The following is a 25,057-nucleotide window of genomic DNA, read 5'->3' on the forward strand; positions in this document are numbered from 1 at the left end:
AGGCGAAAGCCTTGAGGGTCAGTCGATTTATCCAAAAAGCCGGTCGTCGCGACAAGACGCATCCGAGGCCGACGCGCGAGATAAACGCAACGTTTACAAAAGCGAAGCACTCCACATGAAACTTTCGAAGCGACATCTGGCAATCGGAGCCGCGTTCGCATCTATCGCCGTCGTTGCAGGGCTGGGGCTTGCCGCCGGGATCGCCTACGAGCCGGCAATTCCCGAAATCGCGCGTCCATCCCCTTCGAGTTTCGATCGCAGTCTCGTCGAAAAGGGCGAGCAGCTCGCTACCGTCGGCGATTGCATCGTCTGCCACACGGCGCCGAATGGCGCGCCTTTCGCTGGCGCGCGCGCTTTGCCGACGCCGTTCGGCACCCTGTTCTCGAACAACATCACCCCTGACGAGAAGACGGGCATCGGCACCTGGTCGCTCGCCGCGTTCAGCCGCGCCATGAGGCAAGGTGTCGCCCAGGATGGAAGCCATCTCTATCCGGCTTTGCCCTACGAGCACTTTACCCATGTCAACGACGACGACCTGGCAGCAATCTACGCATTTCTGATGACCCGCCAGCCTGTCTCCCAGCAGGCTCCCGATAACCAGTTGCTTCCGGGCCTCGGATTCCGGCCGCTGCTCGCCGGCTGGAAGCTGTTTTTCCTACGGCAGACACAGTTCGAACGCCAGGCGAACGAGAACGCCGAATGGAACCGGGGCAAATATCTGGTGGATGGACTTGCCCATTGCGGCGGCTGTCACACGCCACGCAATCTCGCCGGCGGCGAGGAGAGGGGGCGTGAATTTGCCGGCGGCGTTGCAGAGGGCTGGAACGCGCCCGCCCTCGACGAAACGAATCCCTCCGCTGCGCTCTGGAATGTGGATTCCCTTTTCGCCTACCTGAAGACAGGGTCCGATCGTGGACACAGCGCAGCCGGCGGCCCGATGGGGCCTGTCGCCGAAGGTCTCTCCCGCCTCAACGATGCCGATGTCAGGGCGATCGCCGTCTACGTCGATTCCCGGATGCATCCATCTGGGGAGGCCACTCCGTCCGCAGTCGCCGTTGTGGCGGGGAATGAGAGCCATTCAACCGCCGCTGCCGCGCATCCAGAGGCCGATCTTCTCTTCGAAGGCGCCTGCTCCGGCTGTCACGCACCAGGTGCGCCGATGAACGTCAACGGTCGGCCGCTTCTTTCATCCGCATCCGACCTCAGAGCCGATGATCCGAGGAACGCCGTGCAGACGCTACTGCAGGGGATCGCGCCGCCAGGGGAAAAAGGTGCGTATATGCCGTCCTTTTCCGACACCATGACTGACCGCCAGCTTGCCGACCTGCTCGCTTATGCCCGTGCGCGCTTCACCGACAAGCCGGCATGGCCAAACCTGGAAGCCGTGGTCGGCGATATACGCAAGGAGAATGCGGAATGACCATTTCGATCAACGTCAATGGTGAAGGTCACGAGGCGGAAGCCGATCCGGATACGCCGCTTCTCTACGTGCTCCGTGACGAGCTCGAGCTGAGCGGTGCCAAATATGGATGCGGTCTTGGGCAATGCGGCGCCTGCACCGTGCATGTCGATGGCAAGCCTATCTTCTCCTGTCTGACGCCCATTGGCCTGCTTGCGGGCCGGAAGGTGCGCACCATCGAGGGGCTCGGCACGGTCGAAAAGCCGAATGTCATCCAGAAAGCCTTCCAGGACGAACAGGCTGCACAGTGCGGCTATTGCATCGCCGGCATGATCATGCGTGCCCAGGCTCTGCTCGATCGGAACCCGTCGCCGACCGAGGCGGAGATTCGCGTGCACATGCAACCCAATCTCTGCCGTTGCGGAACGCACGCCAGAATATTGAGGGCGGTGCATCGCGCCAGCCGCGAGCTTTCCCTCGCTTCTGTGGCGGGAGGCTCGCAATGAACGCTGTTCAAAATCCCGGGCTGACCAGACGCTCCTTCCTCAGTGCAAGCGGCATAGCCGTTGCATTCGCACTGACGCCTCCGGTCTTCGCCCAGCTCGCCGGTGGTGGCGAAGGAGGAGCAGGACCCGCGACCGTCGCTCCCGATCTTCCCGGCAGCCTGAAAAACTGGCCCTATCTCGATTCGTGGATCCAGCTCGACGAAAAGGGCCATGCGACCGTCTTCACCGGTAAGGCCGAGCTCGGCCAGGGCATCAGGACTGCATTGTTGCAGGTCGCGGCGGAAGAACTCGATCTGCCGCCGGCCTCGGTCACGATGGTGACGGTCGATACCGCGCGCACGCCCGACGAGGGACTGACGGCGGGCAGCCATTCAATGCAGGATAGTGGAACGGCAATCCGCAACGCGGCGGCCAATGTACGGATGGTGCTCCTGCGGAAGGCGGCGGAAAAGTTACAGGTCGAGCCCGAGAAGCTCTCGACGATCGGGAATGGACAAATTGCTGTGCCGGATGGCCGGGTGGTTTCCTATGGTGAGGTCGCAGCCGCGCTCTCATTGCATATCGAGGCGATTGCTCATGCGCCGCTTCGCAAGAAATCTGAGTTCCGGACGATGGGCACGAACCTGCCGCGGCTCGACATTCCCGCCAAGACGACCGGCGGACAGGCTTTCCTTCACGATATGCGCTTGCCCGGCATGCTGCATGCCCGTCTGCTGCGCGGCCCGAGCGAGAGGACGCGGCTGAAGCTGCCACCGGCAGCCGAGATCGAGGCGATGCCGAAGGTGGTCAAGTTTGTGCAGAACGGCGATTTCGCGGCCATCGTCGCCGAGAAGGAATGGGACGCGATCAAACTGATGCGCAGGCTCCAGGCATCCGACTACGAGCCGGCAGGGGCGCCGTTTCCGACCGGCAGCGTTACGGACACGCTGAAGGCACTTCCGGCCCGCGACATCGTTATTCTCGATGTCGCCCATCCCACCGCTGTGCCCCTCAAGACGCTGTCGGCGCGCTACACGCGTCGATGGATCAGTCACGGCTCGATCGGCCCCTCCTGCGCAATCGCCCTACTCGAGGACGATCTCTTGATCATCTGGACCCATAGCCAGGGGACCTATGACGTGCGCCGCGTCGCGGCCGAACTGCTCGGCCGGCCCATTGAGAAAATCCGCGCGATCCACGTCGAAGGCTCCGGCTGCTATGGCCAGAATGGCGCGGATGACGTCGCCGCCGAGGCTGCCTATATCGCCATGACGGTTCCCGGCCGACCGGTGCGATTGCAGTGGATGCGAGAACAGGAGTTCGGTTGGGAGCCGCTCGGTCCGGGCATGGTCACCGAGGTCGAAGCCGGTCTTGATGCCTCCAACCGCATCGTGGCTTGGAAGTACGATGTCTGGAGCAACCCGCATAACAATCGACCGGTCGGCGCCGGCGGTGTTCTTGTCGGCAACCAGATCGTTCCCGGCTTTCCGCAGCCCGAAGGCAAGGAGATCCCGATGCCGGAAGGAGACGGAAGCCGCAATTCCAATCCGCTCTACGACCTGCCGAACATGAATGTCCTCTATCACTTCATCAAGGACATGCCGATCAGGGTCTCGGCATTGCGTTCGCTCGGAGCACACCTCAACGTCTTCTCGATCGAAAGCATGTTCGACGAGCTGGCACTTGCCGGCAATATCGATCCGCTCGATCTTCGACTGAATCATATGGCTGACCTCCGGGCGCGCCAGGTCATTCAAACGGCGACCGATGCGTTCGGCTGGCGCAGGCGTCAGAAGAGAGGTCCTTCCCATGGGTTCGGCATGGGCTTTGCACGCTATAAGAACCTCGGCGCCTATTGCGCCGTTTGCCTGGAGATCAGCGTCGACCAGAATACAGGGCGCATCACCGTCCACCGAGTTCAAGCCGCCGCTGACTGTGGCGAAGTGGTCAGTCCGAACGGCGTTCAGAACCAGATCGAGGGTGCGATCATTCAATCGCTCAGTTGGTGCACGCGCGAGGAGGTCACGAACGATGAGACGATCCGCACCAGCTTCGACTGGAGCGCGTACCCGATCCTGCGCTTCCTCGACATTCCGGAGAAGATCGATGTGATCGTCGAGGAGCAACCCGGCCAGCCGTTTCTCGGCGTTGCCGAATGCGGGCAGGGGCCGACCTCGGCAGCACTCGCCAATGCGCTGGCCGACGCGACAGGGGTGAGGTTCCGGGATATGCCTATGACGCCGGAGCGGGTGAGGGCAGCGATCGTCACTCTTTGAACGGAGCACGGATGACGGCTCCTCAGCCCGCATTCACCTCATTCGCTTGATCCAGTCACCCCGGCCTGCGCCAGATGCCGTTGAAGAGCGGAGATGAAAACGCGAACTTTGGGTAGGACGAACTGCGTCGTTGGATAGACCGCCCAGATCGCGATCTGCTCGGGAGCGGCATCGGGGAACCTGATCTCGACCAGCCGCCCGGCCTTGATGTCGTCCTCGACATACCATTTCGAGAGCAGGGCGACACCGCCGCCAGCCACGCAAGCAGCGTGGCAACCGGCAATGCTACTGCAGGAAAATCGTCCGTCCAGGCGAACGTGCCGCTCGCCCGCTGGCGTGACGAATGACCAATGTGTCGCGCTGCCGAGCGCCAGGCAGTCATGCTGTGATAGATCCTCGACATTTTCCGGCCTGCCACGTCGAGCGACATAATCGGCACTTGCGACCACAGAGCGGGGATTGTCCGCGAGTTTGCGGGCGATGAGACTGTTGTCGCGTAATCGGGCGATGCGGATGGCAAGGTCGGTGCCTGTGGCAACCAGATCGGGTAGTCCGTCGCTCAGATCGACCGCGATGCGCAGTTCTGGGTTTTGCTGCAGAAGAGGCGGAACCATCGGCATGATGAACTTCAGCCCGAAGGAGATCGGCACGGAAACCCGCAACAAGCCGGAAGCGCCCGGGCTTTCCGAGTTGAGTCGGGCGATTGCTGCCGCCTCGTTCTCGATTAGAGCCTGCGCATAGGGGAGGAAGGTCTCTCCCTCGGGCGTCAATGACAGCGAACGAGTCGTTCGATGAAGCAGCCGCACGCCGAGCCCCGCCTCCAGGGATGCTAGGCGCCGCGTCACGGCCATCGCCGGGATGCCCAGGCGCCGCGCCGCGCCAGCGAGGCTTCCGGCTGCGGCGGCTGAGGTAAACACAAGAACATCTTCTGTATTCATTGCATCAGTTTCCGATATTCTTACTACCCAATCAGGCCCTTGTAATCCAATCCCTATATCCGCTAGCGATGGAGGCGACCTCCTGCAGCGAGGAGGTCTTCTTGCGTGTCCACGTCGATTGACGCGGCCTCACCGATTTCGACGTCGATGATCGGCCATCCCGATGCCTTGATCAGCCGTCTTGCGCCGACATCTCCCTCAAGCGCCTGAACGCGCTCGAAAAGCGCCCGCGGAAGGATCACTGGATTGCCCGGCTGAGCATTGTGGACGGAGCGCACGACCGAAGATACAGGGCTTGCTCGGAAAGCGGCGATCAGCCGATTGAGATGGTCTGTTTCGATCCTCGGCATGTCGGCCAACAGCACCAGGACGCCATCATATTCTGTAATTGCGAGCGCCCTGAGACCTGCGCCGAGCGAACTTGCCATTCCCGACCTGTATTCGGCGTTGACGACTAGCCTGAGACTGAGCCCGTCGATTGCGATGGCGACATCTTCGCCCCTTGCACCCGTGACGACTACAACCGTATCGGCGATACTCGATGCAGCGCGCTCTGCGATCCGTCTGACAAGCGGGACGCCATCAAAGGTTGCCAGGAGTTTATGATGGCCCTCGCTGCCGAGGCGGCTCGATGCCCCCGCAGCCAGAAGCACAATCGCAATTCGTCTCATGGTCCTCGGCTCCGCGACAGGGAGTGTCGTTACAACATCTCCTGTCGCCGGCTTGCCGTTTTCAGCCTCACCGATCTCCATTCTATCGATATCCGTTATACAGGCCAATCGTCCAAGATGGCTAAAACGCTTTCCGATAAAAAGCTAGATAACAGCATATCTTTTCAACCAGAAAGGCAAGGATCATGGACACGTTCAGTCAACATCGGCCGGCGAGCTCGAAAGAGCTTTCGAAGCCGGCTTTATTTGCCATGGCGGCGGCCAGTGGCATCGCCGTGGCGAATATCTATTACAATCAGCCGATGCTCGGGATCATCGAGAACGAATTCGAGCACCAGCCGATAACGGGCTTTATCCCGACGGCGACGCAGCTCGGCTATGCACTCGGCCTTTTCTTCCTGCTTCCGCTCGGCGATCTCGTGCATCGGCGCAAGCTGATCATTGGCCAGTTCATCATTCTCTCGGTCGCGCTTGCGCTCGCGGCTATCGCGCCCACCGCCTGGTCGCTCGTGCTGGCCTCGTTCGTCGTCGGTGCCAGCTCCACGGTCGCTCAGCAGATCGTTCCTTTTGCTGCCTCACTCGCATCGCCCGAGAAGCGCGGCTCGACAATCGGCACGGTCATGGCCGGCGTGCTGTCCGGGATCCTGTTCAGCAGAACGCTGTCCGGCTTCGTCGGCGAGCATGCGGGATGGCGCGAGATGTTCTGGATTGGCGTGCCGCTGGCGCTCGCCGCGGCGGTTCTGATGCACTTCGCTCTGCCTCATCATCGGCCGACCTCCCGTATGGCCTATCATAACGCCATCAAGTCGCTCGCCCATCTGTGGAAGCGGGAACGCGCGCTTCGGACGGCCGCGTTGATGCAGGCCTCGCTTTTCGGTTCGTTCACGGCTTTCTGGACGATCCTGGCGCTCTATCTGCAGACGCCGCGCTTCAATCTCGGCGCCGACGTCGCCGGCCTCTTCGGCATCGTCGGTGCGGCGGGCATCTTTGCCGCACCGCTTGCCGGCAAGATCGCCGACCGTCGTGGACCGCATTTCGTCGTCTGGATGGGCGCTTTGCTGACGCTGATCGCCTGGGTGATCTTCGGTCTTTGGGCCTCGCTCATCGCTCTTATCATCGGTGTCGTTATTCTTGATTTCGGCATCCAGAGCGCACTCGTATCGAACCAACATATCGTCTACGCGCTTGATGCCGAGGCTCGCAGCCGACTGAATACCATCTTCATGACCTCGATGTTCCTCGGTGGCGCGGTCGGCGCGGCGCTGGCGACAGCGGCCTGGGGGTATGGCGGCTGGATTGGCGTCAGCGCTCTCGGCGCCCTGCTTGCGGTGGTCGCCCTGGCCATTCGTGCGGCTGAACACCGCGCCCGTTCGACCACGCCGACCCGGGCTCGATAGGAGATCGCCATGAAGCGGCTGCGTATTCGGATCGTCGGAGGATCGCTTGCAGGCCTCTTTGCCGGCATTCTTCTCCAGCGCGACGGCCACGACGTGAAAATCTACGAACGCTCTTCGTCCGGCTTGGCCGGGCGGGGAGCAGGCCTTGTCGGACAGCACGACCTCTTCAGGATCCTGCGCGCCATCGGTTGCGAACATGTCGCTCGTGTCGGCGTGGTCGCCCATGAACGGATCTTCCTCAACCGGGATGGAAGTGTTGGCGAGACCTTCCGGACGCCGCAGACCCAGATTTCCTGGGATTTTCTCTATTCAACCGTTGCGTCTCATATGGCGGCCGGGAGCTATCACATTGGGCAACCCGTCGTCCAAGTGATCGAAGGCCCCGAATGCGCTCAGCTCCTGTTAGCCGATGGCCGGCGGGAAAATGCCGATCTCGTTATTGGCGCGGACGGTCTCGGCTCGGTCGTTCGTCCTCTGCTTAACGAGGATACGTCGAACCGCTTTGCCGGCTACGTGGCTTGGCGCGGCCTTATTCCGGAGACGGCATTGCCGCAGGAAGCTGCGATCCTGCTGGATCGCTTCGCCTTTTACGTGACAAGCGGGATCCATATCCTCGGCTATCTCGTTCCCGGCCCGCACGGTGAAACCGGCCCCGGTGAGCGCCGGTATAACTGGGTCTGGTACCGTCCTGTCGCACCGGGCGAACTGCAGACGCTATTCATCGACGCCGACGGCAGATCATTCGACTATTCCCTGCCGCGAGGCGCATTGTCGGAGGAGCGGCTACAGACGCTCCGGGCGGATGCCGCCGCGATGCTGCCGCCCCCATTCGTAAAGGCGATCGAAGCCGAGCCTCAGCCTTCCATCCAGGGGATCTTCGATTTTGAAGCGGCAAAAATCGCATCCGCGCATACGGCCTTGATAGGCGATGCCGCCTTTGTCGTTCGGCCGCACACGGCAATGGGCGTCTCCAAGGCTGCAGGTGACACGCTTGCGCTGAGAGAAGCGTTGCTGGCCTCGGAAGATCTTTCCGAAGCGCTCAGTCGCTACCAAAAGGAGCGGCTGCTTGTCGGAAAGAATATCGCCGATCATGGGCGTCGGCTGGGCGCGTCTGCCCTTTAAGATGGGTTGATGGCATTGCGATCGGCCTAAGTTCGCATCGGACAGCGTCCGGTCTGGCGGATGCTTATCCGCAGGCTTGGGGGAGGGGACGTCACCCACCTCGGTCGAGGTGACGATTGACAGTAGCACCTCAGCCAACGGCCGCAAATCATGCAGTCGTTTGGTCGCGGCAACATCTTCGCACGCCGCCGCTCCAACTGCCGAGATCGGCAGGCGAAACGTCCACGGAACGGAGAAACTGACAATACGGATAGGCTGGCTTCCCCCTACAACGGCTTCAAAACATCGGAGGCACGCGGTCGTTCGACAAGAGCTTGTCGCAACTGCTGGGTCTCTGGGCAAACTGAGCCTCTCGAAGAGGGATGACCATGAAAAAGGAAACGCATCGATGCACCTGACATATCACATTGGCCAGCATGACGGCGGCTGGGCTTATCGGCTGAACGACGTCTGGTCGGAGACCTATCCGAGCCATGTCGCAGCACGCGAAGCAGCCCATCGCGCGGCGCGTCGCCAGCAGCTTGAGGGCCGCAACGCGGAGATCCTTTTCCAATCCGAGGACGGCTCGTGGCATCGGGAACATGTCGAAGCAGGCGATCGCCCCGAGGTCGATGTTGCTAACGAGTAGCACCGGGGAATAGGTCGGGTTCCGACGCCCGCAGTGCCTGGCACGCTGCCCGGGGCGCTTCGGTTTCCGACTCCGCTGGTCTCACGGCTCCATCTGTCCCTCCCGAATAGATTGCGACGCTGCGCGATACAGCACAGCGCGATGAAACAGTACGTCTCGTCAGAATCAGGAGAAACCTATGAACTACCGAGATTTCATCGCTGGCTCCTTCAGCCGGCAGTGGAGGGCCACAGGCCTGGGGTTAAACCTTGCCCTATTCGTCTTCTGCTCGATCCTCGCCATGAACCTGCTGAACGGATATGCGTTCGCCGCGGCACCTAAAGTCGGTACGCAAGCCCCCGGCTTCTACCGTATGACGCTCGGCAATTTCGAAATCACCGCGCTGTCCGATGGCACGCATGCGTTCCCGGTTCACAAGGTGCTCACGAAGACATCATCGATTGGTGGACAGAGCGTGCCGCTCGATCAGTCCTCACCAGGCGAAGCCGATGCACTGCTCGCCGAAAGCAATCTTGCCGTTCCTGTCGCGGGATCGATCAACGCGTTCCTGATCAACACGGGATCGAAACTCATCTTGGTCGACAGTGGCGCGGGCAGCCTCTACGGCGATTGCTGCGGCCACCTCGTCGACAACCTTCGGGCGGCCGGTTACGCGCCCGAGCAGGTCGATGAGATCTATCTGACCCATCTGCACGCCGATCACGTCGGCGGCGTGGCGCCGAACGGCAAGATGGCCTTTCCGAATGCCGTCGTCAGGGTGAGCGAGGCCGATGCCGACTATTGGCTGAAGGACGGCAATGAAGCAGCAGCCCCAGAGCTTCTGAAATCGATGTTCGAAGGCGACAAGGCATCTCTGAAGCCCTATATCGACGCTGGCCGTTTCAAGCCGTTCACCTACGGCGAGGAACTTTCCCCCGGCATCAAGCCGATCGCCAGCCCCGGCCACACGCCCGGCCATAGCTTCTTCGATGTGGAAAGCAACGGCGCCAAGCTGCTGCTGTGGGGCGATGTCGTTCATGTCGGCGCCGTGCAATTCCCTGACCCCGCGGTGACGGTTGCATATGACAGCGATGCCGAAATGGCCGAAAGCGAACGGCTTGCCATCTTCGCCGACGCAGCGCAGAAGGGTTATTGGATCGGCGCGGCCCATATCTCCTTCCCAGGCCTCGGCCATGTGCAGGCGAAGGATAGACACTTCTTCTGGATCCCGGCCAACTACGACGGCGCGCCGACGGCAAACTGAAAACACTCTTCCATAGTCGGACGAAGAGCGTCCGCGCGATGGTTCTTGAAACGAGGCGGGATGTCGTGGGATCACGGCGCCTCGCCTTTGCCCGGGTGGCGGCCTGTTTCGGCGGGGGCTGCTTTTTGCCGAAGCTGGGCTGGCTTCTGAAGCTACGAAAATCCTCTGCGGAATCAATATGTTCCAAGCGATGTTCCGCCGAAGCCCGCCCCATCCGCTTCGCCCCGATAATACCTTGGTATGACCCACTAGGACGCATGTGTGCCGGAACCGGATCAGTGTACAATTTCGTGATCAGTGCTTCCGTTCCAAGATGACACCATCGAAAGTTTACAGGGTCACATTGGAGATAGACGATGTCCGCCACCGCTGCCGTTTTTGCCCACAACGTTTCTCCCATCGCTTTCAAGAATATCGCGACGGAAACCGCGGAGGAGGTGTCCTCCCTTCTTCTGTGTGCGATCCGCTGTGTCGAAAAGGACGAGACGATCGCTATCGATCTCATGAAGCAGGCCTCGAGCTTGTTGAAGTCGTTTGCGATCTCGATCGAGCCCGCGGAGCGCCAGCGCAATCCCGCTGGCGGCCTCGCTCCGTGGCAGATCAATCGCGTGAAGACCTATATCGAGGAGCGCATTTCGTATCCGATCGCTCTCGATGAACTCGCTCAGATCGCAAAGCTCAGCACCAGCTATTTTTCGGCCGCGTTCAAGGTGACTTTTGGCATATCTCCCCACAACTATGTTGTCGAACGTCGGGTGGAGTTCGCGAAATATCGCATGCTGAACAGCGACGCACCGCTCTGCGAGATCGCGCTCGATTGCGGGTTGGCCGACCAGGCTCATCTTTCGAGGATCTTCCGACGTGTGACTGGCACGACGCCGAGCGCTTGGCGGCGATATATGACAAGCCCGGAAAGGCGGACGGTCGCCGCCTGACAACAGATTTTTCCGTGAAGTTTGAGTTGACGCAAATCATTTACCAAGGCGAATGGATAGATGACCGAACTTTTGCTTTTAGCTCGTGATTGCTTCGCTCGCGAACGAAATTCACAACACACTACGCAATGATTGAAGGATACGAATGTCCCTCTATGCTTAGCCGAGAGGCATCTTAAGATCGGTGCACATGGAACAAACTGAGATGCCGCCAACCGCACTTATTGGGATTGTCGATGATGACGCTGAGTTCTTGGCGGCACTAAGCAGCCTTGTTCGCTCGCTTGGGTGCAAAGTCGAAAGCTTCAGTTCAGCCGAACTCTTGATCGACCGAGCGAACCTCTTCGACTTTGCCTGCGTCATCAGCGATATCCATATGCCCAGGATGGACGGCCTTGAGCTGACGAGGATCCTCAGGCGGACAGCTCAGGAATTGCCGATCATCCTCATGACCGGACGCGGCGCCCCGGAACTGGAAAAGAAGGCTTACGGTTGCGGCGCCCGTAGTGTTGTTACCAAACCGTTTGGCTTCGATGAACTGGCCACCAGCTTGAAGGAAATCGGCGTTCTAGCCGGATGAGGCGTGGTCAGGTCTCGTTCAGCCTGAGCGTCTCGGCCATCTTGATGAGGTCGGCCAGCGTGCGAGCATCCATCTTGCGCATCGCCGAACCGCGATGGATTTTGACGGTAACCTCGCTCAGCGACAGTCGTCCGGCGATCTGCTTGTTCATCAACCCCGTCGCGACTAGGGCCATCACTTCCTTTTCGCGCGAGCTGAGGTCCTCGTAGCGCGCCCTCAATGAGGAGACCTCGGAATCCTTCGACCGCCGCCGCCGGTCGATTTCAAGTGCTCGCGACACCGCGTCCAGCATGTCCTGGTCTCGAAAGGGCTTTGCGAGGAAGTCGATGGCGCCGGCCTTCATCGCGCGGACGGTCATCGGTATATCGCCAAAACCAGTCATGAAGATCAACGGAACGGACTTCTCGCTCCTGAGGAGCTGGTCCTGGAAATCGAGGCCGCTGGAGCCTGGAAGACGCACGTCCACAAGCGCGCAAGTGGGGCCATCCGATTCCGTGAAGACCGAGAAATTCGGAACCGTCTCATGCAGCACGGTTTTCAAGCCGACGGACCGAAGCAGGCTGTCGAGCGAAAGGCGAAGGTCATGGTCATCGTCGATGACGTGCACAGTTGGTGTCGTATTCATATCCAAACCGAGTTGAGACACTGGTCGATCCTTCGGACAGATCGTCCTGCGTGTTTTTCGTCACCTATATCCATTGGCCAGTGCCTGCTCCGCCGGCAGGGCGAAGCTGAAGCGTGCCCCGAGATGGGGTGTCGATTGGAGCTCGATCCGACTTCCATGCGCCTCTATAATCGAACGGCAGATGGCAAGACCCATGCCGATGCCCGCTTCCTTGGTCGAGAAAAAGCTTTCGAAAAGTTTCTCGCGAACACGAGGATCAACCCCCGGTCCACTGTCTTCGACGTCCACCGCGACGTTGGCGATGCCCTGCCGAGTGCGAATGTACAAAGTCCTGTTCCACGCCTGTCCGTCCGACATGGCTTGTGCAGCGTTCAAAGCGAGGTTGACGATCACCTGCAGGATCTGCGTTTTGTCTGCTTTCACAAGCGGAAGTGTAGGGGACAGATCGAGGCGCAGGGTGACCTGGCGTTTGGCGAAATCTGTCCGCAGGAGAAGTACCGCTTCCTCGATGACCGAATTGATGTCGGTCGGCACCCGTTCCGACTTCCTGTTGCTTGCCATCTCTCGCATTGTTGCGATGACGTCGGCTGCGCGTTTGCCGTTCTTGGCAATGCGTTCGAGGAGGAGCTTGACCTCGGCAATCTCCGGCTCGTCCCCGGACAGCCACCGCAGGCCGGCCTCCGCGCTCGCAACGATGGTTCCGAGCGGCTGGTTGACCTCATGCGCGATTGAGGCAGTCATCTCCCCCAGCAGCGATATGCGGGCCGAACGCGCCAGGTCGCTTTGCAGGCCATCCTTTGTCTGCTCGAGCGATATCCTCTCACGAAGACTCGAGAAGCTAAGATAGATATCGTTTGGCGCCAGGTCGCGCACATCCTGCCAGAGATTGAAAGCGACCTCATGCTTGCCTCCACCGGCAATCGTCACGGTGCCGTCATAGGCAATCGCCTTCTGACCACGAAAAAGTCGATAGAGGCCGCCGGCGAACTGTTTGAGCGCATCCTCCGGAAGAACCGATGCGAGCGGCTGCATCACGATCTCCGCCGGATCCTTGACTTGAAGCAGCGCGCAGGCACTCGGATTGGCGTCCGCTATGAGGCAGACGTTACCGAGCGTGCAGCTGACATCCTGGCTGGGTTCGAACGCGCCACTGCCTTTATCGGCCGGCGCAAGGTTCGCGACGACCTCCCAAGCTTCCTTCGCCGCAAGGCGAAAGAGGCCCATCGGCATGGCGCGAAAGAGGTCGCCGTCGCCAGCGCGGCCTGGTGAGGCGCCGATACTCATTGCCGCAAGAAACCAAGCAGGTCTTGGTTCAGCCTGTCCTTGTGTGTGAACAACAGCCCGTGTGGAGCACCCTCATAAACCTTGAGCTCGGCTTCGGGCATGAGCTGAATGGCCTGTTCGGCGGTGGCGTTGAACGGGACGAATGCGTCGTCTTCGCCGTGGATGATCAGCACTGGAACGTCGAACTTCTCAATGTCGCCGCGATAGTCGGTGGATGCGCAGGCGGTGATCGCGTCATGTGCCGCCTTCAGAGAGCCCTGCATAGCTATTTGATGCAGCTGGATCATGCTTCCTTCAGAGACCGTCGAGGCGTCCCGATCCGCTCCGAAAAACAGTCGGGCAAAGCCACGCATGAACTCCGCCCGATCCGCCCTCAAGCCGGCGCGGACGCCTTCGAATACAGGTTCCGGAACGCCGCACGGATAATCGTCGCTTTGCGCCAGCTTCGGGGTGGTTGCCCCAATGAGGACGATGCGGGAGACCCTGGCGGTCCCCTGCCGGCCGACATATCGGGCGATCTCTCCGCCACCCATGGCATAGCCGACGAGCGTGACCTCCGTCAGATCGAGCGCTCGAATAAGCTCGTCCAGATCGTCCGCGAAAGTATCGTGGTCGTAGCCATGCCAGGGTTGATCCGACCGACCAAAACCGCGCCGATCATGCGCCACAACTCGATAGCCCTGGGACGCGAGAAACATCATCTGATTTTCCCACATATCACTGCTAAGCGGCCATCCGTGGCTGAAAACCACCACCGGCCCGGTGCCCCAATCCTTGTAGTAAAGACGTGTATCATCGCGGACAGTTAGCACAGGCATCCGTCTCAACTCCATTGAAAAGGAATAGGAATTTTGAATGTATCGAACGGTAGCACGGCAATCTCTGTCACACCACAGTTGGAATTTACAAGACGGGCTTATGAAGCAAAGAGTGTGCCTTTCGTTCAAAAGAGGTCTGGCATGCTTTCTACATTAGTTTGATCGCATATCTGTTTGGCCGCGTTGCCTGCCAAGGGAAGGGTGAAGGAGAAACGCGCACCGGAACCACCCTCAAGATTCTGAACAGTCAAGTTGCCGCCGTGCGCCTCCAGAATAGATCGGCAGAGAGCCAACCCCATCCCCATTCCACCTTCCTTCGTCGTGAAGAAGCTCTCGAAGACTCTCGGCAGATGTTCTGGCCTTATGCCGGCACCGGTGTCCTCGACGGAGCAGATGACGCTGGTCTCTTCCTCAATTGTGGTTTGGATTGTAATCTTCCGCTCCTGGCCCTGGACCAAAGCCTGCATCGCATTCATGACAAGGTTGACCAAAACCTGCTGAAGTTGCGTCCTGTCGGCAAGCACCAGTGGCTCGATTGATGCGGTATAATGCGCGATGTGGGCATTCCGCGCCTGAACCTCGTAGCGAAGAAAAGTTAGAGCCTCCCGAATTATATCGTCAAGCGAAAGCACGGTATGTTCAGGCAATGTCCTTGTCGCCATTGAGCGAATACGCGCGATTATCTCGGTGGCCCTGCGGACATTGTTTACGATGCTTGCTGTTGCGTTGCGGACTTCTAGCAGATCGGGTTCGGTTCGTTCCAGCCATTGGAGTCCGGCTCCGCTGCTCGCCGCAATGGCTGCCAGCGGCTGCGCGATTTCATGGGCAATCGAGGCCGTTAATTCACCCAAGACGGATACGCGGGAAGCGTGGGCGAAGTTTGCCTGTAAGCCGTTCAGCATCTCCTGTGCTGTTACACGCTCCGTAATGTCGGAAACAGCGCCGAGGAAATGGATGTCGTCCGACCCACTCGGAACTGAATGAGCGGTGATGTGGATATGTTTGGTTGCTCCGGCTGGCATCACGAGGCGGCATTGGAAATCAAAGTCCTTGCGATTGGCTGCATCACGAAGCACGTGCCGCACGCTTTCGATATCGTCAGGGTGAAGGCGTTGCATTGCTTCGTGGCTCGTCATGCGAACCGCTGGATCGCGCCCCAAGATTCTGTAGACCTCCTCAGACCAAAAGAAGATCTCGCCGGTTGATGCGTTCCAGCCGAAGCTGCCTGTATGGCTAAGCCGCTGCGCCTCGGCGAGATAAGCCTCACTGCGGCGCAGGGATTGCTCCGCTCTCTTGCGATCATCGATATCGACGTTGGTTCCGTACCACTTAATGATATGACCTTGCTCATCGCGGAAAGGTTCAGCTCTGGCCAGAAACCATCGATACTCGCCATCGAACCGTCTGAGCCGCGACTCGCACTCGAAGAGTGCGCCAGTCGTAACGGCGCTCCGCCAGGCCTCGCCATGTCTCTCCACGTCATCGGGATGGATCATCTTCAGCCAACCGGAACCTGCGGCTTCCTGCGGGGAAAATCCGGTATAATCGAGCAAACGCTGGTTATGAAAATCATTGCTGCCATCAGGCCTCGTGCTCCACACAATAGCCGGAATAGTGTCAACTATAGCACGCAGGTGACTTTCCGAGTGGCGGCTGCGCTCCTCCCAATGCTTGCGCTCAGTTATGTCGGAGATGGCGCCAACAAATTGAAGTTCCCCTAAATCGCTCGGAAGGACGCGAGCCGCAGCGCGAAGATACTTCACTAGGCCATCGGGCATCAGTAGCCGGTACTCGAAATCCATATCCTTCCGATCTTGCGCGACCTGATCCAGAATGCGCTCGATGAGCGCCATGTCATCGGGATGTGTACGGCTAACCAATATTTCAATAGAGGCATCGATAGAGGGCTTATAACCGAGGATACGATAAGTCTCGTCGGACAACGCAATCTCGCCTGTAGTTACGTTCCAGGTGAAGCTGCCCGTCTGGCTGAGCTTCTGCATTTCAGCCAGACATGCTTCATTTCTACGGCGCTCCGCCTCAGCTCGTTTCGGATCGTAATTCTCGAAAGGTCGAGCCCCCCTCATCTTATTTCCCTTTCAATCGATGATGGGACTTAACGCGAGCTTCTTTGAAGTTTGAAGCGCTCCTCCCGTTTTGTATTGCGCGTGCATCGCAACGCTCCATAGTTATAGTGACTGCATCGCTTCATCGCAGGCAGTCAGCATAGGTGTCGTCTAAACGTCGTTGAAAAAACTAAGAATTTTGAATTTTTTGAACGATAGCACAGCGATTTCTGCAGCGCCATAGGTGGAATTTACAAGACGGAGCTATGAGGCAAAGAACGTGCCTTTCGTTCAAAATTGACGACATTTTTCGCGCGGTTAGAGCCGGCTTGCTGTCAGTGTACGAATAGGCCCCGAATACTGACCCCTGGCCTGCTGCCGGTTTTTCGGACACCGAGTTAAGCTAATCCAACCTTGTTTTCAAATTCCATCGGGCTGAGGTAGCCCAGTGTCGAATGCCGACGCTTCGGATTGTAGAAGCGCTCGATGTAGTCGAACACGTTCGCCGCCACTTCTCGCCAGAACCGACATAGGTTCTCACGCTGCCATACCGGTGGCCGCCCTGGCGAGGATAATTTCTGGCGCGTTGACCGCTCTGATTTCCGTCTTCCCGTAGCCATTAACACCTCCTGGTTTGGGGTGTTGCGGCGACCGGTTGAATCTGCCTTGGCTGCCCTGGTCCGAATGGTGGAGCAGCGCATCCGACTTGCCTCTGCGCCAGATGGCCATAATCAGCGCATCTGTGACGAGCCATTTTGAAAAGCTCTTCAGTGATCTCAGCCATCTCCACTGGACCAGCCAGCCAAGCAGCCAGACCAGCAGCAACTGTGATGCGAATTCCGGACCCGCGCGAAAGACTGCCGCAGGCCGGCCCGGTATCGTTTCCGGGACTATGTCGTGATCAGGGACATCGGACAGGGCGACAAGTCGCCGGATTGGGCTTTGGCCGGCGACCCGGTATGTCTCCCAGCGCAGCATCCGCCATCCGATTTCCTGCACCCATCGACGGCCACGCCACAGCCGCACCGGCTTGCCGACATAACTCAATATGGCTGCTGCGATCGAGGCTCCAGCTGTCGCCTTTTTTGATGCGCTGATCGAAAGGTTCACGACGCGGACATCGTCCATGTCAGCCGCAAGGCGCTCCACTACCGCGCCCGACAGAGCGGGACGCTCGATGCGCCCGTCACGACCGTTATACCGGCACGACGGGCAGCAGCGTCCAGGCTTGTCATTCCGGAGACAAAGCCCCGCCCATCGGCGAGGTCGATATAATGCACGCCGTTCGCAATGCACGCTTCTGCAACCTGATAGCTGCTACCCTGGAAGGGACCTGCCGCGTCGATGAGCAGGAATGGCCGATGCTGCAACAGAACTGGAGACAGATCTCTGTCCCGATCGGCAACAAGCGGCCGCGCATACGGAAGCTGCGAAGCCAGCTCGGCGGCCTTTGACTGGTTCCGGCCGGCGACGAGAACCGACCATCCATCGGCGCTAAGGCGTCTCGACAGGCGTGTACCAAACGCTCCATAGCCGCCGAGGACGATGACGCTCTTCACAATATGCGGTCTGCTTGTTCGGAGGATGGCAGCCAGCAGGTCTCCCGCCTGCCAAAAAGGCGATAGCGGTTCCTGGCAACCCAGCGGTAGAGCGGATCCCTGATGAAGTGAGGTACGATCCTCCCGACTGCAACCAGCTTCCATAACCCGCCAAGCCCGTAATAGATGGCAAGGACTGCATCACTATCGCGATAGAGTTTTTCGCCATCGACGACGATGATCGATTCCGGATCGGCGGGGTCGATGCCAAATTTGCGATATAGGTTGGCGCCGACCTCATTCTGCATCGAGGCAAGCCGAAAATGATGATTTCGATCGTGTTTCAGAATAAACTGGGCATTCGCCGAGCAAAGAACGCACATGGCGTCGAATACGACGACTGGCCCACCTTCTTTGCTGGTCACCGCTACATCCCTTTCAGTCATCTTAAAAAAACAACCTATGGCTGATATACACGCACCATCGACCGTCCGAGAAATGGCAGCTATTTTGAAGTTTTTCAAGCAAGTCCCTCTACGCCTCGCGAGCGTCCTCGTCGCGAGGCGTAGAGGGACTTGGCTTAAAGATTTGAATATTGTCCGATCGACTTAGGCGTCGACGGTTCGATACCCTTCAAGGTGGCCGATACCGCTTGATAACAATTCGCCTGTTCGAGATTGCCGTAGTGTAGTTTCGGCGCCCTGGTCGAAGGTTTGCCTGCGGCTGTTCGCCCTCGCCGGGTTCCACAAGGAGTTCGAACACTTTGCATTCAAGAACACTGGCAATCTTACCCAGAGAGTCAATACGCGGGTTGATTTGCTTGCGCTAGATTTGAGAGATTGAAACACGCTCGAGGTTTGCTTCTAGCGCAGGGCGCTCCTGTGAGAGGCCGCGGGCGATCCTAAGCCCCGCGTCATCGGTCCTGGATAAGGCAAAGTCATCATCAAACTGCGTCAGAGCCAAAATTGCACGCCGATAAGGGGTCAGTTTTGTCCGCTGATCGACAGATAGGTGTTCGGAACGCCGAGCAGTGCGCATAAAAAGCCGCTTGACAAAACGCGTCCGCCGCGGCTAATGGGTAATCGATAACCCAAGGAGGATGGGGAGGATCGTGGCAGTATCGCTTTCTGACATCGCCCAGCGTGCGGGCGTCTCGGTAAAGACGGTTTCCGGCGCATTGCACGGCGGCTCCGCCCGCATGTCGGACGATACGCGCCAGAAGATCAAGGCCATTGCGGAAGAACTCGGCTATGTGACCAACCTTGCGGCGCGTGGCGTCCGTCAGGGCTGGCTGCCGCTGGTCGGCGTCGTCTCCGATGGCCTCATCACTTCGCCCTTCGCCACCGAGATCGTGCGTGGCCTCGACGGGGCGGCCCGCGGCGCCGGTATGGCGGTCTTTGCGGTCAACCACAGCAGCGGCCAGTCTTTTGGCTCGGTGCTCGACGAGGTGCAGCAGTTCCGGCCGCGCGCCGTTGCTTATGCCGCCATGTATCACAAGGATGTCGCCCTGTCGGACAGGTTGGCGGGTGCCGTCGGCGTCATGATCAACTGCCGCGAGGCTGCCGGCCGCGTCACCGCGCTGGTGCCGGACGAAGAAGGCGGCGCGCGGGAGATCGTGCGTTATCTCCTCGTCGCTGGCCGCCGGCGCATCGCCTTCATCAACCTGCCGGGCATTCTCGCCGGCACGCTACGCGAGATCGGGTTTCGTGCGGCGCTTGAGGAGGGGGGCATCGACCCCGTCGGCGTGTTGCCGGCGGTGCGCCGCAGCGTCTACAGCGACCGCGCGCCAAGCCTTGTTGCCTCTCATGTGGAGGCGCTTCTGAAATCCGGTCAACGGCCGGACGCCATCCTGTGCGGCAATGACCGCGTGGCGATGGAAGTCTATGCGGCGCTTGCCCGTGCCGGCCTTCGCATTCCGGATGATATCGCGGTGGCAAGCTTCGACAACCAGGTCGAGCTTGCCTCGCGGCTGGACCCGCCATTGACGACGATGGCCCTGCCGCACCGCGCCATGGGCCGCCTTGCCATAGAGATCCTCTTGGCCGAGCAGCCCGAACCGCCGCATCTGCGGAAACTGCCGTTCCATCTGGTCGAACGGGCATCCGTCTGAACATCGATAGCGTCCAATAGGAGGAGAATGCCAATGAGGATTTTAATGGGTAATCGTTTACTTTCCGCACTCTTCGCGTCCGCCGCGCTTGTCGCAACCGCCGGTTTTGCCGAGGCGAAGACCGTCATCCACGCTATGCACCAGGGCGATCCCGGCTGGGTGAAGGCCTATGGCGACGTTGCCACACGCTTCGAGGCCGCCAATCCCGATGTCGACATCGAGATGATCTACGCACCGCACGATGCCTACAACGAAAAGTTCAGCGCCGCCGTCATGGCCAAGCAGCTGCCCGATATAATGGAACTCGATGCTCCGTTCCTCGCCAATTATGTCTGGTCCGGCTATCTGCAGCCCGTCAAGCCGCTCATTGACAAGGATCTGCTCGATGACATGACGGATTCGAATATCGCCCAGGGCACCTATCCGATCGACAAGGATCTCTATGCGATCGGCCTCACCGACTCCTCAGTCGTGCTCTACGGCAACAAGAAATATCTTGAAGCAATTGGCGCCCGCATTCCGAAATCGGTCGACGATGCCTGGACCCGCGAGGAATTCGAAGGCTATCTCGAAAAGCTTACCAAGCTCGAAGGCGTGAAGTGGCCGATCGACACCTTCCGGGGCTACGGCATCAAGACTGAGTGGATCACCTATGCCTACGGCCCCCTGCTCGAAAGCGCCGGCTGCGACCTGATCGACCGCAAGACTTGGAAGGCCAGCGGCACGCTCGATGGCGAGGCCTGCGTCAAGGCGTTGACGATGATGCAGGACTGGGTGAAGAAGGGCTGGGTCGTACCGACTTCGTCGGGCACCAACCAGTTCTACGCCGAGGGACAGCCGGCCGCCCTCGCTATGGGCGGCCACTGGTTCTACGCGGAAGCATCGGCAGCGATGAAGGACAATATTGTCGTCATGCCGCTGCCGAAGATCGGCGACAAGGGCGTGAGCCCGAACGGCACCTGGATCTGGGGCATTTCCGCGACCTCGGAAAACCCTGAGATCGCCGGCAAGTTCCTGAGCTTTCTGCTGAAGGACAAGGAGTACCGGGAGTACGCCAAGACCCAGTCCGCCTATCCGGGCCTGAAGAGCTTCGCTGCCGAATCCCCCCTCTATGCGGAAGGCGGTCCGCTCGCCATCGCCTTTGAGCAGGCTTCCAAGACCGCGGTCGCCCGTCCGCCGCACCCGGCCTATCCGACGATCACCTCGGCCTTCATGCAGGCCGTCGACAAGATCTTCAACGGTGGTGACGCGCAGGAAGCGCTGACGGCGGCTGCCAAGAAGATCGACGAGGATATCGAGGACAACGCCGGCTACCCGCCCTTCGACAAGCAGCTGTAAGGGGTTTTGACGGGGCCGGTTCTCCGGCCGGCCCTGGACTATCTCGGGAGGATGACCGATGAGGAGGAAACAATGACTTTGCAGCAGACCTCCACGCCCGCTTTGCGGCATCCGGCGAAACGCCGCGACAAGCAGCGGCTCTGGCAGGAAATGGCGATGATCGCGCCCGCCGTTCTGCTTCTGACGATATTCCTGATCACGCCGTTCCTCTTGTCCTTCTGGACGGCGATGACCAACCAGCCGCTCGTGCCGCGCCCGACGCCGGTGCGCTTCGTCGGCCTCCTGAATTTCGAGCGCGTCCTCACCGATCCTCTGTTCTGGACCTCGCTGTGGAACGTTACGCGCTTCACCATCTGGGTGCTGCCGGTGCAGTGCGGCCTCGCCTTCCTGACCGCGCTACTCTTGCACCAGAAGCTGCCGATGCAAAACCTGCTGCGCGGCCTGTTCTTCCTGCCGGCGATCACCTCCATGGTGGTGGTCTGCGTCATCTGGGGCACGCTGTTCCAGTATCCGAGCGGCCCGCTCAACCAGATCGTCGGGTTCCTTTCCGGCGGCACGATCCAGCCGATCGACTGGCTCGGCGACCCCAACTGGGCGATGTTCTCCATCGTGTTGCTTTCAGCCTGGCAGGCCTACGGCTTTCAGATGATCATCTATCTCGCCGGCCTGCAGGGCATTCCCGAAGAACTATACGATGCCGCCCGCATCGACGGGGCAAGCGCGCTGCGCCGCTTTTGGCACGTCACCATGCCCGGCCTTCGCCCGACCCATGTCTTCGTGCTGGTCATCACTACCATCCAGGCCTTCAAGCTCTATACGCAGGTGGCGATCCTCACCCAGGGCGGCCCGAAGGAAAGCACCGAAACCGTTGTCCACTACATGGTGCGCGCCGGCTTCGAGGAGCAGAAACTCGGCTACGCATCGGCCGTTTCCGTCATCCTCTTCGTCATCGTTCTTCTGATCGCGCTCCTGCAACGCAAACTCCTGAGGCGCTTCGATGTCTGATATCGCTTTGAGCCAGCCCACCCCGCTGGCAATCGCAAGGGGCAACGGCAAGAGAAGCCTGCGCATCGTGCAGAGCCTCTGCATCCTGGTCATCGCGCTGGTGATGATCTCGCCGCTGTTCATGCTGCTGATCGCCAGCCTGAAGGACGACCGCTTCCGTATCCTCGCCGACATGGGCAGCTTCCGCGCCTTCTGGGTCAGCGACCCGACGCTATCGAACTACAAGGAGATCGCCCATTTCTCCGGCGAGCTGGCCTATGGCCGATATCTCTTCAATTCGCTGGTGATCCTCGTTGCCACAGTCGTCTCCGGTCTGGTCATCAACTCCATGGCGGGCTTCGTTCTGGCCTGGGGCTCGCTGCGCGGCAAGGCGGCGCTCTTGGCGCTGGTCGTGGCGCTCTATGTCATCCCGCAAGAAAGCATCATCATGCCGCTCGTCGTCATGATGTCGCGGGCGGGGCTGACGGATACCTTCGCGGTGCAAATCCTGCCCTGGGTGGCAAGCCCGCTCTATGTCTTCCTCTTCTACCAGTTCTTCGCACAGCTGCCGAAGGAACTCTATGAAGCGGCGGAAATGGATGGCGCATCGCCCTTCCGCATCTACCGGTCGATCTACATGCCGCTCAGCCTGCCGGCGCTCGCCACGGTCTCGATCCTCATGGGCATCGAAAGCTGGAACCAGTATCTTTGGCCGACGCTGGTCACCCAGACCGACTATGCTCGGCCGATTGCCGTCGCCATCGCCACCTTCTTCGGACAGGACAGCATCTACTGGGACCGCGCCATGGCCGCCTCGGTGCTGATGATGATCCCCGTCCTCATTCTCTATCTGGCTTTCCAGCGCTGGTTCGTCAGTTCATTCGTCGGCTCCGCCGTGAAAGGTTGATCATGTCTCTGCAGGCAAAGTCCGAAACGTCAGCACCTGAAACCATCGAAGCGGAGCTCCCCGAAGGCACGGTGCTGCATCTCTGGCTGAAGGCGCGCCATGCCGGCGGCGAGGCGAAGCTCTTCGTCGCCGTTGATGGCAACGACATCGGCGAGCCCACGACCCGTCGCACGGGGGAATTTGAGTTCTTCGCTGTGACGCTCGCGAAGGGCGGTCGTGCCACGCTGTCCTATGATGCGACAACCACAGCGCTCTCCGTCGCTTACGCCTTCCGGCCGGAAGCCGTGATGAAGGAGGGTATCCGCGTCCTGTACAGCGATGCCCGCACCGCCGCCCCCGACGTGCCCGGCAGCTACCACTTCCGCCCGCCCTTCGGCTGGATGAACGATCCGAACGGTTTTGGACGGTTCGGCGGAAACGTTCACCTCTTCTACCAGCATTATCCTCATGAGCCGCGTTGGAACACTATGCACTGGGGCCATGCGGTCTCGAAGGATTTCGTCCGCTGGACGCATCTGCCCATGTTCCTCTTCCCGGCGGCGCATCTATCGGAAAAGGACGATGGCCGCGGCGGCGCCTTCTCCGGCTCCGCGATCCCCGGCGCCGGCCCAGAAGGCGAGGAAATCCGCGTTTTCTACACCGAGCATGTGCGTGACCGGCAACCGGAAGAGCAAATCCAGCTTTCCGCCGTCAGCCGCGACGGCATCGTCGCCGGCCCGTCGGAAACCGTGATGCCGCTGCGCCCGGAAGGCTTGAACCTCACCACCGATTTCCGCGACCCCTATGTCTTCAAAGGCCCGGACGGCCGCTGGAAGATGCTGCTCGGCAGCCGCGACAGCAAGGGCGGCGTCGTACTGCTCTATGAAACCGCAGACGCGCAAGGTGCCGATGGCTGGACCTTCCTCGGCATCATCCATCGCGAGGACGGTTTCGGCATGACGGCGGCGGAATGCCCCTGCATGGTACGGCTTTCCGGCAAAAACGCAGAAACCCGCTGGGCGCTGATCTTCGGTCTGCTTACCAGCCGTGACCCGGCCACCGGCCGCCGCAACCTCACTTCCGTCATCGTCGGCAGTTTCGATGGCCGCACCTTCACGGCGGAGATCGAGCAGGAGTTGGATTTCGGTTCGGATGCCTATGCCTTCCAGGCCTTCGTTGATAGCGATGAGCCGGTCGGCATCGCCTGGCTGGCCAACTGGACGGATTTTTCCAGGAAGGACGATTTCCCGACGACCATGACCCTGCCGCGCCGCGTGCTTCTCGACGGCGACATCGTGCTGACCCCGCCGGTCGCAGCCGTCAAAAGCCTGCGCCATCAGTTGCTGGACGACACCGGGCTTGCCGCCGGCAAGACCGTGCCGCTCGGCAGCGGCGCTGTCGAGATCGTACTTGATCTCACAGAGCCGGGCGCCGCCTTCGATCTCACCTTCGATCATCCGGATGTCGATCTAGGCGTGAAACTCGATGCCGATGGTCTGGCGATTGTCTTCGACGCTCGCACCGGTAAGACGCCGCCACGTTACGTCGCCACCGGCGCGAAACCGTCGAGCCTGCGTATCTTCCTCGATGCCGGCTCCATCGAGGTCTTCGCTGACAACGGCCGCTGGACGGGGTCCAAACGCATTCCGGGCTTTGCCGCCGCACGTTCGGCAACACTCACCGGCGCCGTCGCAGAAGCCGGCGTCTGGCAATTGAAACTGTGAGGGAGGACAG

At 60.1% G+C, this 25,057-nt stretch carries 23 protein-coding genes and 1 pseudogene; 14 read left to right on the forward strand and 10 right to left on the reverse strand.

All coding sequences use genetic code 11. From position 1 onward, the window contains the following. Positions 1 to 115: 115 nt before the first annotated feature. From ACR9ZQ_RS30970 to ACR9ZQ_RS30980, 3 genes are read left to right on the forward strand one after another with little or no spacing between them, the layout of a single operon-like run. Positions 116 to 1,420 carry a c-type cytochrome gene (locus ACR9ZQ_RS30970; RefSeq protein ID WP_481429536.1) on the forward strand — a complete coding sequence of 435 codons (1,305 nt, stop codon included), beginning with the start codon at positions 116 to 118 and terminating at the stop codon, positions 1,418 to 1,420. Continuing rightward, positions 1,417 to 1,905, forward strand: coding sequence for a (2Fe-2S)-binding protein (locus ACR9ZQ_RS30975; RefSeq protein WP_481429537.1), 489 nt, complete (start codon positions 1,417 to 1,419; stop codon positions 1,903 to 1,905). The genes ACR9ZQ_RS30970 and ACR9ZQ_RS30975 overlap by 4 nt, the downstream gene beginning before the upstream one ends. After that, complete coding sequence (locus ACR9ZQ_RS30980) at positions 1,902 to 4,160, forward strand: xanthine dehydrogenase family protein molybdopterin-binding subunit (RefSeq protein ID WP_481429538.1); 2,259 nt, start codon at positions 1,902 to 1,904, stop codon at positions 4,158 to 4,160. The genes ACR9ZQ_RS30975 and ACR9ZQ_RS30980 overlap by 4 nt, the downstream gene beginning before the upstream one ends. 38 nt (positions 4,161 to 4,198) lie before the next feature. On the opposite strand, the gene ACR9ZQ_RS30985 is transcribed toward ACR9ZQ_RS30980, so the two are convergent. Then, complete coding sequence (locus ACR9ZQ_RS30985) at positions 4,199 to 5,098, reverse strand: LysR family transcriptional regulator (RefSeq protein WP_113324213.1); 900 nt, start codon at positions 5,096 to 5,098, stop codon at positions 4,199 to 4,201. A 62-nt stretch (positions 5,099 to 5,160) separates the two neighbouring features. Next, positions 5,161 to 5,769, reverse strand: coding sequence for a nucleotidyltransferase family protein (locus ACR9ZQ_RS30990; protein WP_481429539.1), 609 nt, complete (start codon positions 5,767 to 5,769; stop codon positions 5,161 to 5,163). Positions 5,770 to 5,954: 185 nt separating this feature from the next. Here ACR9ZQ_RS30990 and ACR9ZQ_RS30995 point away from each other — a divergent pair, with 185 nt between their 5' ends. The 6 genes from ACR9ZQ_RS30995 to ACR9ZQ_RS31020 all read left to right on the forward strand — a co-directional run bounded on the left by ACR9ZQ_RS30995 (position 5,955) and on the right by ACR9ZQ_RS31020 (position 11,674). Further along, positions 5,955 to 7,166, forward strand: a complete 1,212-nt coding sequence (locus tag ACR9ZQ_RS30995; RefSeq protein ID WP_481429540.1) for an MFS transporter — start codon at positions 5,955 to 5,957, stop codon at positions 7,164 to 7,166. 9 nt (positions 7,167 to 7,175) lie between these two features. Then, complete coding sequence (locus ACR9ZQ_RS31000; protein WP_481429541.1) at positions 7,176 to 8,288, forward strand: FAD binding domain-containing protein; 1,113 nt, start codon at positions 7,176 to 7,178, stop codon at positions 8,286 to 8,288. A gap of 388 nt (positions 8,289 to 8,676) precedes the next feature. Then, positions 8,677 to 8,916 carry a DUF2188 domain-containing protein gene (locus ACR9ZQ_RS31005; protein WP_481429542.1) on the forward strand — a complete coding sequence of 80 codons (240 nt, stop codon included), beginning with the start codon at positions 8,677 to 8,679 and terminating at the stop codon, positions 8,914 to 8,916. A 178-nt stretch (positions 8,917 to 9,094) separates the two neighbouring features. Beyond that, a complete protein-coding gene (locus ACR9ZQ_RS31010) occupies positions 9,095 to 10,159 on the forward strand; it encodes an MBL fold metallo-hydrolase (protein WP_481429543.1) in 1,065 nt (354 codons plus the stop codon). Between the two features lie 356 nt (positions 10,160 to 10,515). After that, on the forward strand, positions 10,516 to 11,094 hold the full coding sequence (locus tag ACR9ZQ_RS31015; protein ID WP_481429544.1) for a helix-turn-helix domain-containing protein: 579 nt from the start codon (positions 10,516 to 10,518) through the stop codon (positions 11,092 to 11,094). Between the two features lie 190 nt (positions 11,095 to 11,284). Beyond that, on the forward strand, positions 11,285 to 11,674 hold the full coding sequence (locus ACR9ZQ_RS31020) for a response regulator (RefSeq protein ID WP_481429545.1): 390 nt from the start codon (positions 11,285 to 11,287) through the stop codon (positions 11,672 to 11,674). Positions 11,675 to 11,681: 7 nt separating this feature from the next. Here ACR9ZQ_RS31020 and ACR9ZQ_RS31025 read toward each other — a convergent pair whose 3' ends face one another. The 8 genes and pseudogenes from ACR9ZQ_RS31025 to ACR9ZQ_RS31060 form a co-directional block, all read right to left on the reverse strand. Continuing rightward, positions 11,682 to 12,299, reverse strand: a complete 618-nt coding sequence (locus ACR9ZQ_RS31025) for a response regulator transcription factor (RefSeq protein ID WP_113324222.1) — start codon at positions 12,297 to 12,299, stop codon at positions 11,682 to 11,684. Positions 12,300 to 12,359: 60 nt separating this feature from the next. Next, positions 12,360 to 13,583, reverse strand: a complete 1,224-nt coding sequence (locus tag ACR9ZQ_RS31030) for a sensor histidine kinase (protein ID WP_481429546.1) — start codon at positions 13,581 to 13,583, stop codon at positions 12,360 to 12,362. Beyond that, a complete protein-coding gene (locus ACR9ZQ_RS31035) occupies positions 13,580 to 14,401 on the reverse strand; it encodes an alpha/beta fold hydrolase (RefSeq protein WP_481429547.1) in 822 nt (273 codons plus the stop codon). Before ACR9ZQ_RS31035 ends, ACR9ZQ_RS31030 begins: the two co-directional genes overlap by 4 nt. A 125-nt stretch (positions 14,402 to 14,526) precedes the next feature. Next, on the reverse strand, positions 14,527 to 16,404 hold the full coding sequence (locus ACR9ZQ_RS31040; protein WP_481429548.1) for a PAS domain-containing sensor histidine kinase: 1,878 nt from the start codon (positions 16,402 to 16,404) through the stop codon (positions 14,527 to 14,529). Positions 16,405 to 16,865: 461 nt separating this feature from the next. Next, positions 16,866 to 16,976: pseudogene (locus ACR9ZQ_RS31045) on the reverse strand (IS3 family transposase); the annotation flags it as partial. Between the two features lie 28 nt (positions 16,977 to 17,004). Beyond that, the gene (locus tag ACR9ZQ_RS31050; protein WP_481431023.1) at positions 17,005 to 17,595 is read right to left on the reverse strand and encodes a hypothetical protein; all 591 of its coding nucleotides are present in this window, start codon (positions 17,593 to 17,595) and stop codon (positions 17,005 to 17,007) included. A 20-nt stretch (positions 17,596 to 17,615) separates the two neighbouring features. Then, positions 17,616 to 18,026, reverse strand: coding sequence for a saccharopine dehydrogenase NADP-binding domain-containing protein (locus ACR9ZQ_RS31055; RefSeq protein WP_481429549.1), 411 nt, complete (start codon positions 18,024 to 18,026; stop codon positions 17,616 to 17,618). Further along, entirely contained in the window at positions 18,023 to 18,451 is a 429-nt protein-coding gene (locus tag ACR9ZQ_RS31060; RefSeq protein WP_481430951.1) for a thiol-disulfide oxidoreductase DCC family protein, read from the reverse strand. Before ACR9ZQ_RS31060 ends, ACR9ZQ_RS31055 begins: the two co-directional genes overlap by 4 nt. Positions 18,452 to 19,104: 653 nt before the next feature. Here ACR9ZQ_RS31060 and ACR9ZQ_RS31065 point away from each other — a divergent pair. From ACR9ZQ_RS31065 to ACR9ZQ_RS31085, 5 genes are all read left to right on the forward strand, one after another. Beyond that, the gene (locus ACR9ZQ_RS31065; protein ID WP_481429550.1) at positions 19,105 to 20,115 is read left to right on the forward strand and encodes a LacI family DNA-binding transcriptional regulator; all 1,011 of its coding nucleotides are present in this window, start codon (positions 19,105 to 19,107) and stop codon (positions 20,113 to 20,115) included. 45 nt (positions 20,116 to 20,160) lie between these two features. Next, entirely contained in the window at positions 20,161 to 21,453 is a 1,293-nt protein-coding gene (locus ACR9ZQ_RS31070; RefSeq protein ID WP_481429551.1) for an ABC transporter substrate-binding protein, read from the forward strand. Between the two features lie 72 nt (positions 21,454 to 21,525). Next, positions 21,526 to 22,458 (forward strand): carbohydrate ABC transporter permease, encoded by a 933-nt coding sequence (locus ACR9ZQ_RS31075; protein ID WP_481429552.1) that lies wholly within the window; start codon positions 21,526 to 21,528, stop codon positions 22,456 to 22,458. Then, positions 22,451 to 23,344, forward strand: a complete 894-nt coding sequence (locus tag ACR9ZQ_RS31080) for a carbohydrate ABC transporter permease (RefSeq protein ID WP_477820248.1) — start codon at positions 22,451 to 22,453, stop codon at positions 23,342 to 23,344. Before ACR9ZQ_RS31075 ends, ACR9ZQ_RS31080 begins: the two co-directional genes overlap by 8 nt. A 2-nt stretch (positions 23,345 to 23,346) precedes the next feature. Then, positions 23,347 to 25,047: a glycoside hydrolase family protein gene (locus tag ACR9ZQ_RS31085; RefSeq protein WP_481429553.1), complete on the forward strand. Its 1,701-nt coding sequence runs from the start codon at positions 23,347 to 23,349 to the stop codon at positions 25,045 to 25,047. The last annotated feature ends 10 nt before the right edge of the window (positions 25,048 to 25,057 follow it).

This window comes from Rhizobium sp. KNZ14-9A (assembly GCF_056755015.1).

What these genes read in the sequence shown, in the direction of transcription:
- ACR9ZQ_RS30970 (WP_481429536.1), top strand. Translation starts at nt 116, where the DNA reads ATGAAACTTTCGAAGCGACATCTGGCAATCGGAGCCGCGTTCGCATCT.
- ACR9ZQ_RS30975 (WP_481429537.1), top strand. Translation starts at nt 1,417, where the DNA reads ATGACCATTTCGATCAACGTCAATGGTGAAGGTCACGAGGCGGAAGCC.
- ACR9ZQ_RS30980 (WP_481429538.1), top strand. Translation starts at nt 1,902, where the DNA reads ATGAACGCTGTTCAAAATCCCGGGCTGACCAGACGCTCCTTCCTCAGT.
- ACR9ZQ_RS30985 (WP_113324213.1), bottom strand. Translation starts at nt 5,098, where the DNA reads ATGAATACAGAAGATGTTCTTGTGTTTACCTCAGCCGCCGCAGCCGGA.
- ACR9ZQ_RS30990 (WP_481429539.1), bottom strand. Translation starts at nt 5,769, where the DNA reads ATGAGACGAATTGCGATTGTGCTTCTGGCTGCGGGGGCATCGAGCCGC.
- ACR9ZQ_RS30995 (WP_481429540.1), top strand. Translation starts at nt 5,955, where the DNA reads ATGGACACGTTCAGTCAACATCGGCCGGCGAGCTCGAAAGAGCTTTCG.
- ACR9ZQ_RS31000 (WP_481429541.1), top strand. Translation starts at nt 7,176, where the DNA reads ATGAAGCGGCTGCGTATTCGGATCGTCGGAGGATCGCTTGCAGGCCTC.
- ACR9ZQ_RS31005 (WP_481429542.1), top strand. Translation starts at nt 8,677, where the DNA reads ATGCACCTGACATATCACATTGGCCAGCATGACGGCGGCTGGGCTTAT.
- ACR9ZQ_RS31010 (WP_481429543.1), top strand. Translation starts at nt 9,095, where the DNA reads ATGAACTACCGAGATTTCATCGCTGGCTCCTTCAGCCGGCAGTGGAGG.
- ACR9ZQ_RS31015 (WP_481429544.1), top strand. Translation starts at nt 10,516, where the DNA reads ATGTCCGCCACCGCTGCCGTTTTTGCCCACAACGTTTCTCCCATCGCT.
- ACR9ZQ_RS31020 (WP_481429545.1), top strand. Translation starts at nt 11,285, where the DNA reads ATGGAACAAACTGAGATGCCGCCAACCGCACTTATTGGGATTGTCGAT.
- ACR9ZQ_RS31025 (WP_113324222.1), bottom strand. Translation starts at nt 12,299, where the DNA reads ATGAATACGACACCAACTGTGCACGTCATCGACGATGACCATGACCTT.
- ACR9ZQ_RS31030 (WP_481429546.1), bottom strand. Translation starts at nt 13,583, where the DNA reads ATGAGTATCGGCGCCTCACCAGGCCGCGCTGGCGACGGCGACCTCTTT.
- ACR9ZQ_RS31035 (WP_481429547.1), bottom strand. Translation starts at nt 14,401, where the DNA reads ATGCCTGTGCTAACTGTCCGCGATGATACACGTCTTTACTACAAGGAT.
- ACR9ZQ_RS31040 (WP_481429548.1), bottom strand. Translation starts at nt 16,404, where the DNA reads ATGCAGAAGCTCAGCCAGACGGGCAGCTTCACCTGGAACGTAACTACA.
- ACR9ZQ_RS31050 (WP_481431023.1), bottom strand. Translation starts at nt 17,595, where the DNA reads ATGGACGATGTCCGCGTCGTGAACCTTTCGATCAGCGCATCAAAAAAG.
- ACR9ZQ_RS31060 (WP_481430951.1), bottom strand. Translation starts at nt 18,451, where the DNA reads ATGACTGAAAGGGATGTAGCGGTGACCAGCAAAGAAGGTGGGCCAGTC.
- ACR9ZQ_RS31065 (WP_481429550.1), top strand. Translation starts at nt 19,105, where the DNA reads ATGGGGAGGATCGTGGCAGTATCGCTTTCTGACATCGCCCAGCGTGCG.
- ACR9ZQ_RS31070 (WP_481429551.1), top strand. Translation starts at nt 20,161, where the DNA reads ATGGGTAATCGTTTACTTTCCGCACTCTTCGCGTCCGCCGCGCTTGTC.
- ACR9ZQ_RS31075 (WP_481429552.1), top strand. Translation starts at nt 21,526, where the DNA reads ATGACTTTGCAGCAGACCTCCACGCCCGCTTTGCGGCATCCGGCGAAA.
- ACR9ZQ_RS31080 (WP_477820248.1), top strand. Translation starts at nt 22,451, where the DNA reads ATGTCTGATATCGCTTTGAGCCAGCCCACCCCGCTGGCAATCGCAAGG.
- ACR9ZQ_RS31085 (WP_481429553.1), top strand. Translation starts at nt 23,347, where the DNA reads ATGTCTCTGCAGGCAAAGTCCGAAACGTCAGCACCTGAAACCATCGAA.